13 protein-coding genes and 1 tRNA gene are annotated in these 15,146 nt (G+C 33.5%); 9 read left to right on the top strand and 5 right to left on the bottom strand.

The window, feature by feature from the left end:
- Positions 1–325 precede the first annotated feature (325 nt).
- The 5 genes from ACYIAM_RS05290 to thiI form a co-directional block, all read right to left on the bottom strand.
- Positions 326–1,252, bottom strand: a complete 927-nt coding sequence (locus tag ACYIAM_RS05290; RefSeq protein ID WP_483747517.1) for a hypothetical protein — start codon at positions 1,250–1,252, stop codon at positions 326–328.
- Between the two features lie 523 nt (positions 1,253–1,775).
- Positions 1,776–2,261 (bottom strand): tRNA (uridine(34)/cytosine(34)/5-carboxymethylaminomethyluridine(34)-2'-O)-methyltransferase TrmL, encoded by a 486-nt coding sequence (gene trmL / locus ACYIAM_RS05295; RefSeq protein WP_483747518.1) that lies wholly within the window; start codon positions 2,259–2,261, stop codon positions 1,776–1,778.
- Positions 2,262–2,280: 19 nt separating this feature from the next.
- Complete coding sequence (gene cpxA / locus ACYIAM_RS05300) at positions 2,281–3,657, bottom strand: envelope stress sensor histidine kinase CpxA (RefSeq protein ID WP_483747555.1); 1,377 nt, start codon at positions 3,655–3,657, stop codon at positions 2,281–2,283.
- Between the two features lie 38 nt (positions 3,658–3,695).
- A complete protein-coding gene (locus ACYIAM_RS05305; protein ID WP_174796646.1) occupies positions 3,696–4,412 on the bottom strand; it encodes a response regulator in 717 nt (238 codons plus the stop codon).
- Between the two features lie 133 nt (positions 4,413–4,545).
- Positions 4,546–5,994 carry a tRNA uracil 4-sulfurtransferase ThiI gene (gene thiI / locus ACYIAM_RS05310; protein ID WP_174796647.1) on the bottom strand — a complete coding sequence of 483 codons (1,449 nt, stop codon included), beginning with the start codon at positions 5,992–5,994 and terminating at the stop codon, positions 4,546–4,548.
- Between the two features lie 278 nt (positions 5,995–6,272).
- Here thiI and ACYIAM_RS05315 point away from each other — a divergent pair, with 278 nt between their 5' ends.
- From ACYIAM_RS05315 to ACYIAM_RS05355, 9 genes are all read left to right on the top strand, one after another.
- Entirely contained in the window at positions 6,273–7,733 is a 1,461-nt protein-coding gene (locus tag ACYIAM_RS05315; RefSeq protein WP_483747519.1) for a hypothetical protein, read from the top strand.
- Positions 7,734–7,944: 211 nt separating this feature from the next.
- Positions 7,945–8,319, top strand: a complete 375-nt coding sequence (gene secG / locus ACYIAM_RS05320; RefSeq protein WP_483747520.1) for a preprotein translocase subunit SecG — start codon at positions 7,945–7,947, stop codon at positions 8,317–8,319.
- 7 nt (positions 8,320–8,326) lie between these two features.
- Positions 8,327–8,412: transfer RNA gene (locus tag ACYIAM_RS05325), tRNA-Leu, on the top strand.
- A 187-nt stretch (positions 8,413–8,599) separates the two neighbouring features.
- A complete protein-coding gene (locus ACYIAM_RS05330) occupies positions 8,600–9,850 on the top strand; it encodes an integrase domain-containing protein (protein ID WP_483747521.1) in 1,251 nt (416 codons plus the stop codon).
- 683 nt (positions 9,851–10,533) lie between these two features.
- A complete protein-coding gene (locus ACYIAM_RS05335; RefSeq protein WP_483747522.1) occupies positions 10,534–10,932 on the top strand; it encodes a terminase small subunit in 399 nt (132 codons plus the stop codon).
- 482 nt (positions 10,933–11,414) lie between these two features.
- Positions 11,415–12,362 carry an Abi family protein gene (locus tag ACYIAM_RS05340; RefSeq protein ID WP_483747523.1) on the top strand — a complete coding sequence of 316 codons (948 nt, stop codon included), beginning with the start codon at positions 11,415–11,417 and terminating at the stop codon, positions 12,360–12,362.
- A gap of 363 nt (positions 12,363–12,725) precedes the next feature.
- Complete coding sequence (locus ACYIAM_RS05345; RefSeq protein ID WP_065627087.1) at positions 12,726–12,908, top strand: hypothetical protein; 183 nt, start codon at positions 12,726–12,728, stop codon at positions 12,906–12,908.
- Complete coding sequence (locus ACYIAM_RS05350; RefSeq protein WP_483747524.1) at positions 12,895–13,446, top strand: acetyltransferase; 552 nt, start codon at positions 12,895–12,897, stop codon at positions 13,444–13,446. The genes ACYIAM_RS05345 and ACYIAM_RS05350 overlap by 14 nt, the downstream gene beginning before the upstream one ends.
- Positions 13,447–14,384: 938 nt before the next feature.
- Positions 14,385–14,906 (top strand): low molecular weight protein arginine phosphatase, encoded by a 522-nt coding sequence (locus ACYIAM_RS05355; protein WP_483747525.1) that lies wholly within the window; start codon positions 14,385–14,387, stop codon positions 14,904–14,906.
- Positions 14,907–15,146: the final 240 nt, after the last annotated feature.

Here is a 15,146-nt window from a genome sequence, read left to right on the forward strand (position 1 = left end):
TACTTTTAAGTTCGCTTTTACCCCCCGAAAAGAGAGGTTGGTCTAACCTCTCTTACTTATCTAAATAGCACAAATTTAAAATTCAAGCTTACTGTTTTCCAGTTATTAAAATCCTTTAAAATCTGTCGAAATTTAATTATCAACACAATCAACGTTGATAAATTGAAAATGCTAATTTTTATTGCTGACAAGCTATAAGAGCACAAGCTTTTAAACCTCGTCGACTTGTGAGCCCGCTTTAGGCAAGGCTTTGTTCTTTGATTGCTTGTCCTTAATTAGCGCTATAAGCCCGTGCGCAACCCAAGGATTAAGAACAGCCATTAAACTAGGGAGCGGTGCAAAGGCCATAATTGATAATGGAGGCACTGAACCAATAAATGTCACCGTTGCCCGATCCCACATCGAACTGACCGCTGAACTGACCACTCATCGCCGTATCACTTGTCCAATAGTTGTAGGGGACGAAATCTGCACCACTATAATTGTACATGAGCCCCCACTCCGTGAATAATCCAGCACCTATTTGACGCTGATAATGATTACCACTTGATGGTGGCGTTGCGCCAATGGATCCTTGGCAATGCAAACCTGAGTCAAGACCAGAACAAATCGCGTTAGTCAGCTCCTTGACCTGTGGCACACGATAACCCAAACGACTACACCAAGTTACCATATCAGGATAGTAATATAATTCAGCTCCTCGGTTCACAAACCATTTCTGTATGACAAATCCATATCTTACTATCTCTTTACCCTCTCTATCTCTACCCACTAACTCAAAGGCCTGTGGTAACTTTGGCACGGTAATTTGATTAGGATAGGGATCACCCCATTGAGTTCTTGCCTCTGGACCTGTTAGCGTCACACGAAACTCGACATAGCCTTCGTCATTACATTCTGTTTTTCGCGTCACTGTGGCAGTAATTCCCTCATGCGTAACTGGCGCTCCCCATGTCAATTCACTTGCTTCTCCCATTATGATGAAATCAAAATATAATCCATCAGCCCCCGTAGTTGGGAAGTTAAGCGCGTATGATGCTGGATCCGTTGATTGAACTAGGAATCCATAATCGGGGTTCCATATGTCAGCGGGGCCCGCGAAGTGAAGCCTGCCGTAATCAAGATTAGGTCTTACGGATTTGAGGATCCCCCATTGTGACGATGGCAGTATTATGGCATCACTACGATTTTCCCCTCGACCACTTTTACCTATTAATGCCTGCGAATTCCATGAAAAAGACAATAATAACACAGCCAATACCAACGAGATTTTTCGAGATAATTTTGGTGATGATTTGAAAGATAATTTCGAGGATATACACGAGGTAAGAGCTAAAACCCGTCTAAGGTATCTATTCGATAAATTTAAGACATAGGTTTGCCAGTGCTGGTGTCTGGTGTCTGGTGTCTAAAATGATAATGCATTATGGTTTACCTGTCAAGTAAATTCATGTTTTATTTGGTTTTTTATGTTTATATGCTTATTAAGTAAGCCAAATTTTCAACTGGTTAAAGTATAATCGTTTAAAAAAAGTTTGGCTAGTTTTTTTGGGTGATTTTTATAAAGATTTATTAAGAGTTATTTTTATGAAGCTCTGTGAAAAGCTTTAAGGGTTTCAAATTTTTGTCTTTTGTAAAAAACAAAAAAGGCAAATAAAATCAACATACTATCCAAAACATCTACAGAACAAACATACAACTATCATAACATCGAAAGGTGTGAATATAGCTGCCTTTTCCTGCTTCGGAATGTACCGATAAAGTAGGGGTAAATTTTATTTTGCACCCATGTAGTTTAACTGGCGCCATGATTCATAAACCACAACAGCTACAGAATTAGATAAATTCATACTACGGCTCGTTGCTAACATGGGAATACGTATTTTTTTATCTTGAGGTAATACATCAAGTATGGCTTTCGGTAAGCCTCTAGTTTCTGGTCCAAACATTAAAAAGTCATGTTGCCGGTAATTAACTTCATTATGAGACCTTTGCCCTTTTGTGGTTAAGGCATAAACTTGTGTCAACAAGTCGATTTGATTGGTATCTAAGAAATGGTTGAGATTTTTATAACGTTTTACATCAACAAATTCTTGATAATCAAGCCCAGCTCGTCTTAATTTTTTGTCATCCCAGAAAAAACCCATGGGTTCAATAATATGTAAATTAAAGCCAGTGTTAGCACAAAGGCGAATAATATTACCAGTATTAGCGGGAATTTCGGGTTCAAATAAAACAATATTTAAGACTGAATTTGACACAACTTTTCTCTTTCACTATTTATTGATGTTTATGAATTGGCAATACTATCACAATTCTAAGTCCGCCAAGATGACTTTTTTCAGCTTTTACGGTTCCGTGATCGCGTATAATGGCATTGGCAACAATAGCGAGCCCTAATCCAGTTCCACCTGATTGGCGATCTCGAGCTTCACTTGTACGATAAAAGGGTCTAAAAATTTGTTCTAATTCACTTTCAGCAACCCCTGGGCCATCATCATCAATTGTAATGGTTATCTTTTTTTGTTGTGCTACAAAATTGACAACAATCTGTTTATTGGAATAACGAAATGCATTACGTATAACGTTTTCAAGTGCACTACATAAAGCAACAGGATAACATAAAATGGTGTGGTTGGTTGGAAGATTGGCAACGGTAAACTTCTTGCCTATTTGTTCTGCTTCAAAAGCAGCATTATCAAGCACTTGTTTAAACAACAGATTAATTTGATTAAATTCACGGATTTCATTATTGTCATATTGCTGCCTTGCCAATGATAATAAATCACCAATCATAGAATCTAACTTTAATGCCTCAATATCAATACGCACAACTTCACTGCTTTCACCTTGTTTTCGACGTAATAAAGCTGTAGCAAGCTGCAACCGAGTCAAAGGCGTGCGTAATTCATGAGAAATATCAGAAAACAGGCGGTGCTGCACCTCTTGCATTCGCTTAAGCTCCCTAAGCATATGGTTAAAACTAGCACCAGTTGCTTTATATTCAGAGGATCCTATTTGTTCAAGTTCTGGCCACTCTTGTAAATTGCCTTTTGCAACCTGATCTGCTGCTTTTTTCAGTCCTCGTGCTGGTTTAGCTATACTCCAAGATAACCACAGTAAAAAAGGCGAACTGGCAAGCATCGTTAAAGCTAATAATAAAAAAGGATGATCAAATATAAAGTTAACAAATTGTGATTGAATGTCAGTTGCTTGTTGTAAGATATACAATTGATATTCTGTATTGGCATAATGGACTAAAAAAGGCCCTATAATTTCTTGTGAATCATAAATCTTCTTGGCTGGATCATCGACATTACTGGATTTTTCTCTAAAGTTCTTCACTAAATCGATATTTTTAGTCTCAGCGGTAATGATTTGCTCATTGGGTGTAACAATAAATAAAGATTGACCTGATTTCTGGTGATTATCCATCACAACAATAAAACGCATCCACCATCGAAAACTATCTTTAGGCACATTAACAAGATCATTCTCAACCTGACGAGCTAATATATTACCTGCTTCTTTATCTTTATTTGCTAAATACGTTAAATTTCGAGAATCAAGGCTCGGTAATACCATTATTAACATGAGAAAAAAAACGATGGTCAGTAAAAATATAGTGAAAATTCTGATTGTTAATCGATCAAAAATCCACATATTATCTGACCTTCTTAAATGTTATTCTAGCCTTACAACAAATCATCTTGTTGATCCACGACAAATAAATAACCTTTAGTGCGTAGTGTTTTAATCCAAGGTAAACCATCACTTCGATGAGGGAGTTTTTTCCGTAAATTAGAAACATGAACATCAATCGAGCGAGCAAGCGGGACAAGCTCTTTACCTAAAACAGATTCACTTAACTTTTCACGTGTAATTATTTTGCCTGCGTTTTCAAGAAATGTAAGCAATACTTGAAACTCAGTACCCGTTAAATCAATATACTTGTTATCAAAAAAAACAGATTGCTGTTTTCGATTTACACTAAGTTTATCAATTGTATATTGAATCGGTTTATCAGCAGCATCATTTTCTGTATTATCCCAACGAGTTCTACGTAAAAGCGCATTAATTCGAGCAATAAGTTCTCTATCATTAAATGGTTTTTGAATGTAATCATCAGCACCAAGTTCAAGGCCAATAACTTTATCATCTTCACTATCTTTAGCCGTTAAAAAAATAACAGGTACAGTAAACTTACCTCTAAGTTGAGATAATAAACTAAATCCATTCATTTCAGGCATCATAATATCAAGTAAAATAAGATCTATGGTTCTGTCAAACTTTTCTAGAGCCTGAATACCATTATTCGCTATTTCAACTTGATAGCCTTCTAATTCGAGTAGTTCTCGTAATAATAAAGTAATCTCCTGATCATCATCAACGACAAGTAATTTGCTGTTCATTACATTCCTCTTTCTATCTATATCAAATTCATTCTTGATATTTATTTTTATATTAATAACAAATATAGTTTTTGTTTAAGAATTCATTATATATGTAAAAAATAAGAATAATATAGTAAATTATTGTTAAGATTTATATAGAAAATATTTTTACATTATTAAACCCTTGGTCAATTAAATAAAGTGCTTGCAACTTGCTCATTACGCCACGTTCACAATAGAGTAAATATTGATTTGATTGATCCAAATTTCCAAATTGCGTTGCCAATTTGTAAAATGGAATATGCTTGATTTTAATATCATTCAATACAAGTGGATTATCTTCTTGCTCTTCTGGAGAACGAATATCAATAACCACATGATCTGCACTCAGTGTTGTAACAGTTTCGACTTGAGTAATCTTTGTGTCAGATTGTTTTGCAATCTCACGTATATCAATGTTTTCAGCTTCGGCAACAGCTTTATCTAAAATTGTGAAATCGAAATTTAATTCTTCTGCTTCAATTTTTTCTTTTACGGCTTTAACCGTTGGTTTTTTAGATATCACACCACAAAACTCAGGCATTGTTTTAGCAATATCTTCCGTTCCAATTTGGCGTGCAAGATTAATAATCGTTTCTTTATCATGCGTGATAAGAGGACGTAGAATTAATGTATCGCTAGCATTATCAATTAACCGTAAGTTAGTCAATGTTTGACTCGATACTTGACCTAATGCTTCGCCAGTCACAAGAGCTTCTACTTTGTAACGTTGCGCAATTTTTGATGCCGCACGAATCATCATTCGTTTTAGAATCACCCCCATTTGCCCATCGTCAATTTTTTCCAGAATTTCACCAACAACATCAGAAAAATCAATAGCAATAAAACGTACTTTATGTGAGCTACCAAAACGCTCCCATAAATAATGTGCCATCTGTTTAACACCGATCTCGTGAGTTTTGCCACCAAGATTAAAGAAACAATAATGTACTCGGCTACCGCGCCGAATTAGCATATAGCTTGATACTCCCGAGTCAAATCCACCCGATATAAGCGAAAGAACATCTTCTTGGGTACCTGTTGGAAAACCACCAATTCCTGCATGTCGGCCTTTTACCAGTAGTAACTTGTCTTTATCTATTTCAAGATTAACCGTGATTTCTGGGTGGGTTAATTTAACCTTAGCTGAAGATACGTATTGATTAAGCCCACCACCAACATAACGCTCTACATCAATTGAAGTAAATTCATGTTTACCACGACGTTTAACCCGTACACAAAATGTTTTGTTTTCAATCAATGGTGCATAATAATCCAACACTTTTTCAAAAATATCATGCATATCAACAAAAGCCAGTTCATCGACAGCTAAAATATGATGAATGCCGGGGATCCGAGTTAATAGCTCAAGTATCTGATTTTCGCTATTTTCAATTTTTGGACGGACTTCAATAAAGTCCCAATGACGAATAACCGCTACATCTTCAATATGATGCTTTAAAATATTACGAATATTACTGGTTAATATTTTAATAAAACGCAAACGAACAGAATCACTTTTAATGGTAATTTCGGGAAAGAGCTTAACAATAAATTTCATAAATACAATGTGCCATAATAAAAATGGCGACATTATACTGTTTTTTTAGATAGAAACGTACCATTGATTATCACCTCCATTTTTAAAGCCTACAAATTTACATTTAATCTTTAAAAAAATTTACAAAAAAAAGGGTATAACTAGATTATAAAATATACTACACTATCTGGGTAACATTTTGCGTCAATGGTAACAATTTGAGAATTTTTAAGACTATAAAATAAAACAATGAATTAACTTGACAAGTTAATCGGAATAATTCATAAGGATAATTTATAATGACACAACAGCAAAAGGTTTATAAATTAATCAGAAACAATGTGGTTCCCCAAAATTTTACATTCATTTTTTTCTTTTATTTTTCTCTTCTTTCATTCTCAGCAACAGCTGCATTATCAGCAACGTCGGCAAAAACAATTAAAGGAAATGCACCTATTTTTATTTCGACTTTTTCTGAAAATAACCTAGGTTTTACCGTTAATGATATTTTTTACAGTAAACAATTAGAAAATATTCCTAAATCATTTGATAAAAGCCTTACACTCAATGACTTTATCATCAAAATGCCGATGGTCGCTGATCTTAAATTTTCATCGACTCAGAACTACAATGATGAGGATGGAGACGATGGTAAGACTTCCGATAATGGAACTTTTTCTATCGGTGCGATTACCTTTAAATGGTTTGATAACACAGGGCGAGAAATCCCAAAATCTCAGTATGGAAAAGTGATTGGTTGTGGTAGTGGGTTTCAAATGCCACTCAAGTTAGCCATTACCCTTTCAGATGTGCAAGTCCACTCAGAATATGGCGATCCAAAAGATAGTGAATCATCTCATTTAACCAAAATTTATCAAATTAATATTGATTCAGCGATCTGTTTTGCTAAACCAAACCAAATGATCGTTAACAATAATCAAACTTGGGGAAGTCCTTATCATTTTACACAAAATGGTAAAACAGATTGTGCACTTTTAGGTTATGAGAATATTGATAGTTCTATAATTGATCCTAATCGTGGGAGTAAAGGCTGGAATAAGCCTGGCACTGAATATAGAGATTCACTTTGTGGCGGTGGATACGATCATAGCGTTTTTGACCCTATCAATGGATTTTATGCATCTGCCAATCCGAAGTTCCCAACAACAGGATTTCCAGGTGCTCAGTTTCAATTAATTATGACTGGCGCCCAAACAGATTGGAATTATTCTGTAAATGCAACCCCAATAGGTAGTGTGACTGTAGATGAAAATGGCATGGTTTATCTCAATAATAAACCTAATGGCACAGTAACGATATCGGCAAAATTTAAACTGGATTCCAACATAGTACACAATTACACATTTAACCCAACCAAAACTTGGGTTGTTCCACAAAAAGGTTCATACACTTATGAACAAGTAACGCAGGTTTGTGATGGCGAAGCTAACATACCAACTCGAGCAGAAATGTCAAACTCACCTAATGCTTCAGCTTCATGGAAAACAATACCACTAACTTGGGACTTGTTTACACGAACAATCAATCAAGGGCTATTAAGTGAATGGGGTATGACCTCCCATCCAAATTACCCTAAATCCAATTGGTTCAAAGAAGAACAGTGGTTTTTTTCATCTGATAGGTTTCCACTAACACATCTACACCCAGAGCTTTCTAACAGATATGCGATTGACGCTTGGATAGGACAAATTCAAGTGTGGGGAAAAGAACAGCGATTACATGCCGTATGTAAGAAATAATGACCTTAATTTAAATTGAAAGTAATTAAGGTGATAGATAATGATGGTGCTTATTTTAGTTTAAAAATTGACAATTTTTGATTGATTAAAAGAGATATTTTTCAAAATAAACCGATAATTCATGAAATTTTACTTGCTTGTTGGTCTGTCTTTCGCTAATATTCCGCACCAATAGATTCTGTTGTATAACATATAAAATTGACAGGTTGAAATGTACGAACTTCTAATTATAAGTTATTTGATCATCGCTTTAGTAATTATCGTTTTAGTTTTGATTCAGCGAGGTAAAGGCGCAGATATGGGGTCTTCTTTCGGCTCGGGCGCGTCAGCAACTTTGTTTGGGTCTTCAGGAAGTGGTAACTTTTTGACTCGTACAACAACGTTATTAGGTATTTTGTTTTTTGTCATTAGCATTCTATTGTCGAATTTAGGTAGTAAGCCTCATGCAGCTTCAAATCACGAATTTGACAACATTGAAGATAGCGTACCAGCAACGACACAGCAAAATGAAGGTGGAGCTGAACAAACCACAGCACCTATTGCTCAACCGACACAACAAAATCCAACATCGGATATTCCTGAATAAAAACGGCGCCGTGGTGGTGAAATTGGTAGACACGCTATCTTGAGGGGGTAGTGCTCTAAGGGCATGCGGGTTCAAGTCCCGCCCACGGCACCAAATCAATAAACAGCAACATTCTTTTAAACCCAACAAAGTACACCAAACCCAGTAATAACAAGCCTTAAAGTCTATTTTATTGCCCATTAAGTATCATTAAGGTACATTTACAACCAAAGTTTTTAGGACTATATTAAGGACTATGCAAACATATTAAAATAATTTCATAGTCCCATAAGAGAAAAGTATGCCTAAAAAAGTAACCCCAATGACGGATACACAAATAAAGAATGCCAAGCCACAAAGTAAGGATTATCCTATTTATGATGGAAATGGTTTGCTTTTACTTATTAAGTCAACAGGGGCAAAAATATGGCAATTCAGATATTACCGCCCTATAACTAATAATAGGACTACTGTAAGCTTCGGAAGTTATCCAGAAGTTTCGCTACAGCAGGCACGAAAACAACGAGATGAAGCGCGAGAATTAATAAAGCAAGGGATAGATCCACAATATCACAAAGCGGAACAAGAACAACGTAAGCAAGAAGCTTGTAATAATACCTTTTACGCTATGGCTGAGAAATGGTTCAAATTCAAAACAGAACAAGGTTTAGAAGAACAAACGCTCAAAAAGGCTTGGCGTTCATTAGAAAATCATGTTTTCCCTTATATAAAAGATATTCCAATAAACCAAGTAACAGCTATCAAAGCGATTAACGCATTACAGCCATTAAATAACAATAATAAATACGAAACAGTAAAAAGAGTTTGCCGGCGAATTAATGAAATAATGTATTATGCTGTCAATATGGGAATTATCGATAATAACCCTCTAGCCAAAATCACCGACGTATTTAATAGCCCGAAAGTAAAGAATCAGCCAACTATTCCCCCTACTGAGTTACCGCAGTTCATGCAAGCTTTAGCTATGGCAAAGATTGAATTGCAAACTAGATGCGTGATTGAATGGCAGTTATTAACATTAACGCGACCAAGTGAAGCCGTAGGGGCTAAGTGGGAAGAAATTAATCTAGATAAAAAATTATGGAGTATTCCTGCCGAACGCATGAAAATGGATAGACCTCACAATATACCCTTATCACCGCAAGCAATAAAAATACTTGAGATAATGAAATCTATTAATCATAAAAGTGTGTTTGTTTTCCCAACAGCAAGACCGCCTTATAACAAGCCAATGAGTAGCCAAACCGCTAACATGGCAATAAAGCGCATGGGATACAAAGATAAGTTAGTTGCGCATGGATTAAGAGCTTTAGCTAGTACCGCTTTAAACGAACAAGGCTTTAATTATGATGTCATTGAAAGCGCGTTATCGCATGTAGATAAAAACGCAGTAAGGCGAGCCTACAACAAAGCAGAATATGAACATCAAAAGCGTATTATGCTTGACTGGTGGGGTGACTTTGTTGAGCAAGCAAGCCAAGGAAATGTCTCACTATCAGGTAACCGCAATTTAAAGCTAGTTAATCATTAACCATATCGCGCTATTCATACCGTGCCCCATATTTGGGTTACAAACTTCAATTATCCATAATAACCACTCCTCATATCTGAGGGGTGTTTTTTCAAATGTCACCCTTTACTTACCCAGTCATTAGGCTGTTTTTATGCTTACCCCCCATAATCTTAAACTTTTAATATAAAGTGTTCACTACTATTCACTAACCTAATATTAATTTATATATATCAATATATTATATACTTATTATATATATTTTTTGGTGTTCACTAGTATTCACTACTATACACATTATTAAAATAATCTTGATCCTGTAATTAACTAATTGAAATATAAATATATTTAGATAGCGTTATTTTTTTATTAAAATAAAATAATTATTAATCATAATGTTAAGTTAGGATCATTTTAAGGTTGATCCAGGGCTATTATTAGAGGAAAAGAATAAATGCTCTATGGTGATTTCCACCATACAGGGAGATTACAGAAAAGGTAACATTAAAAAAACTAAAAAACTAAAAAAATCGGGTTAGCGTTAAAATGAATGAGAGTGGGCGGTTTAGAACGTATAGGGTCGTAGGAATTTACCCCCCCTCCTATTGGTTGGCTTAGTGAATTTTTGGACACGTTAGAAAGCAATCTAATAATTCGCCTTATTGGATTATAATAGCCTTATTATTAGTAAGTTAGGTGGTAATATGGCAGGGCGAAAATCAAAGATAAAGGACATGTTAAAACTAGGGCAAGAGTATTTGCATAAACAGGGCTATATCAAAAATGGCGAAATCATTCCCTCTATGGCTGGACTGGCTTTATATGCTAACTGTTCAAGGTCGAGTTTATATAATTATGCGAGTTCAAGCGAAGAATTTAAGGACATGTTAGAACTTATCAAAGCGCGCCAAGAAGTGGAGTTAATTAATAAAGGCTTAAAAGGCGAGTTTAACGCGAGTATTGCCAAATTGATGCTTGCTAATCATGGTTATTCTGAAAAGCAGACATTAGATCATCAATCTATGGGTAGTAGCATTATAGATAAATCCAAACCAATGCGCATAGAACTAGTATCGCCACCACCAAAGGATTTAACCGCCTGAAATCCCCCCTGCTCAAAATTAGCTACTACTTATGGAATTTAAATATCTTAAAATCCGTTTAATTAATGAGAACTAAATACAATTTCTTCAATAAAAAAACAAAAGGTGGTTTAAGAGTTTATTATTAATTAGATTAAAAAACAAGCAATCAAAACTAAGTTTAATTTTATTGAAAACACAATATCTACTTAGCCTTTATATAAAAATAACTACATATAGTGTTTTTAGCAAAATCTTTCATGTTAAGCGTCAATAAAGGTCAATAAAGGTAAATAAACATTAGTAGACATTTAATAAAAAACAGATAAAATTACATCTAACAATGCCCCTATACCACTTTCTATAAGTCAATCTAACAATTGATTTATAGTTACGTTCGGGGCTTTCTTTTATCTAAAAATTGTTTATGAAAATAACAAAAAAAAACAATTAAATGCTATAAAAGTTATGATCAACAGCTTGAGCTTTTGAAAAAAAGAGGAATGATTATATCTGATGAAGAATGGGCGATTAAGAAACTAAAACAGGTGGGTTATTATAGATTATCTGGTTTCTGGTATCGATATCGCTGTCCTATTACTTTTCATCTACAGCAATCCCCTACGAATTTGATATTAAACCCAATTCGTTTTCCAAGCATCCCAAAGAGAAAAAATATTTTTACTCCCAATACGACGATTGAAAAAATTAATTCTTTATATCTTTTTGATTGTGAATTAAAGATATTATTATTTGAAGGAATTGCTAGAATTGAAAATTTTATGAGATCAGTTATAGCTCATACTATAGGCGAAATTGATCCGCTGGGGTACAAGAACAGATCTCTTATAGATACATGTTACTTGAATACGCATAATGGGTTCAAATCAAAATATGACCAGTGGTTGGATAAACTTAATAATAGTATAGAAAACAGTAAAGATGATTGTATTCGTTGGCATAAAGAAAATTATCAAGATATTCCTATTTGGGCTGTAACAGAGATATGGGATTTTGGAATGTTATCTAAATTTTATGGAATGCTGAAAGATAGGTATAAATTGGTTATATGCCAAGCAATTTTTAATGATAAAAGATTGGCTAACTACCATAAGAAAAATATGAAAGGCGCATTACAACATTTAAATATTATAAGAAATAAATGTGCTCACCACGCTAGAATTTGGAATAATTCAATAAATTCCTCTAAATTTAATCTAAAATTGTTAGATGAATTAAAGATTATTAACCCTAATGATGTCAGTTGGGAAAAGATATTTGGAACTATTTGCTTAATGTGGATGTTAATAAGGTTATTTAGTACTAATTCAAAATGGTTAAAGAAAATTATCAATCATATAGACCGCTTACCTATTTTAGTTGATGATGTTAATTATGGTGAAATGGGATTTACTTGTGCTCACTTAGATAATTTAAAAAAGTTGATTTAACTACCCCCTCCCATTTTTATGTATAAATAAACAGTGCTATAACATATCTAAAAGCATATAAATTTATTATTTGTGTCGTAGCTGATCTATTGACAATAAAAATAGGCATCCAAACAAGTATCCAGCAAAAAGGTATTTAATAAATGGATACCAATTTAATCATAAAAGGCAGTTATCTTCATTATGAAGACAGCTTATAAAATTCTTTCCTAAATTTTAATTTAAATAAAATTAAATATTTATTATTTTTTTCTCATATTGATTTATATTCTGTTTTAAACAGTTAAATACATATTGATATAACAAAATAGAGCTATATAATATTACACAACTTGTGTAATTGTACTTTTTAGGAGGCATAATATGGCTACATCATCATTTAGCAAAACGTTTGTTTTGGCTGAGCCTCGTGACATTAATGTATTTCAGGAACTAGAGAAAGCACAAAGTACGATAAAAACTCGCGAGCGAGACGAGAAAGCCGAATCTAAAAAAGCAGTAAAATTATTTTCTAAAGTTTTAACCCGAAAAAATGCTCACGGTTAATCTAGATGAACTTATTAATGAATATGACGAGGAGGAAATAAAAAGCCTCCTTTGTTGTTTTTCTTGCCCTAGAAATAAGGATTTACAAGATTTTTTATGCAATTCATCGATAGAATTTAGCAAAAGGAACGTATCAAAAACCTATCTTATTATCAACGAAGATAATCTTGATATTCTCGCCTATTTTTCTTTAGCATTTACATCAATACAATCAAGTGATTTTGAAATATCTAAAACATTAGTATCTAGTATGGATGGCTTTAATAAGCACGCTACAGAAATAAAAGTTCATTTGATTGGTCAAATTGGTAAAAATTTCGCAATTGAAAATAATCCTATAAATCTTAGGTTAATATTACAAGAAACTTTCACAATAATTAAACAAATCCGCGCTATGGCTGGCGGTAGATTTGCTATATTAGAATGTAATAATAATCCCTCATTGATAGCACTATATAAAAAATACGGATTTAAAATATTGCCTACCAAAGAAGATGGTGATCATCTTATCACTATGTGTATAAAAATTCCTGATTAGTAACCCCAATAATTTCATACCTAAAAAAATTTAATGCATATAAACACAGTGCTATAATGTACCTAACTGTATATTAATGTATTATTTGCGTCTAGGCTGATCTATTCATAATAAAAATAGGTATACAGTGAAAATACTTTAAATTAATGGATACTAATATACTAATCTAAGCAAAAGCGGTAATAATTGCTAAAGCTTGCTTCCACAGAAAAAGGGAAGCCATTGCTTAAGTAAATCGGACCCGATTAAGATTCAAAAGGCAGTTATCTTCATTATGAAGACAGCTATACATATATCCGTGTAGCAAACTAAAATTATTTTTATTGAAAATAATAAGATAAATTAGCACATATTTAGAATGTATACTTATGTAAAAGTAGATTACTATCATTAGAAATAAATTGTTATATTTTATTGGAGCTAAATTTATGTGCGAAAAATTTTATGAGTATGATCGATGTGTAACTATCTTTCATTACGATAAATGGTATAAATTTTTTATAACTAAAGAAGATAATTACTATCAATCAAAAGAAATTGGACTTCCTGCAAACGCACCAAATCAATAAACAACAACATTCTTTTAAACCCTAAAAAGCACATCAACCCCAACAATAACAAGCCTTGAAGACTATTTCATTATTCTGTAAGTATCAGTAAGGTTCGTCTACATCCAAAGTTTTTAGTTATATGGTTAGGTATACAAATACAATATATATACCTAAAATTATTACGATCCAAAATACTCTACTATTAATACATTTTTAGTTTAAGGCGCTATTCACAAGAGTAAGAGTAGATTGTATTGGTTAGATACAAGAATGCTCTGTAATTTAAATCAAATTTAGTTAAAAGGTGATAATGGACTTGCGGTTAGTATTAGTTAGTATAGAATTTTCGTAAAGATAACTTCAATATGTAAATAGTCAGGAAATAGAATGTACACTTTAAAAAAATATTTAGCTGGTTTATTGGTGTTTTTTAGTGCATCTTGTTTTTCATTAGAGCATCTTGTCACTTTTGTTTGTACTGGTAATACTGGAAGAAGCCCTATGGCAGAAGCTATCGCTAGTGATTACATAAAAAAACACAATTTTAATATTGTCGTTCAATCCCGAGGTGTCAATGTTGATCCCAAAGAAGTTGTACCCGAAGATGGAACTATTACTGTTTTAAAGTTAAGGGGCATTGATATTTCATCACACAAAGCGACACAATTAACGAAAGAAGATATCGATAAATCAGAATATTTGTTGACCATGACGCAAAAACATAAAGACACGATTTTAAGTGAATATCCTGAAGCTAAAGATAAAGTATTTACATTAGCAGAATTTTCAACAGGCAAAAAGGAAGACCTTTCTGACCCATATAAAAAACCACTGGAAGCCTATACTAAAGTGGAAAGCCAATTAGATGAGTTTTTGCCATTAGCCTTAAATAAAATAGCAAAAGAGTAATATACTATTGAAGTATTAATTGGTATAACAAAATATGTGCATAATTGATAAACCGCCTGAATTGGCGGTTTTTTATATAGATTTGGATATGGTTTATCATACATCAAGAGCTTACTGAAAATACTGAACAAAAAAACGATCACACCTTTAGTTGTCCAAACTCAATTAGTAATTATAAGCTGAATCTGTAATTATATTTTATACTAAAACGTATAGTTACCTGAAACTTTTTTACAAAAT

Source organism: Gilliamella sp. X-60 (assembly GCF_057063585.1).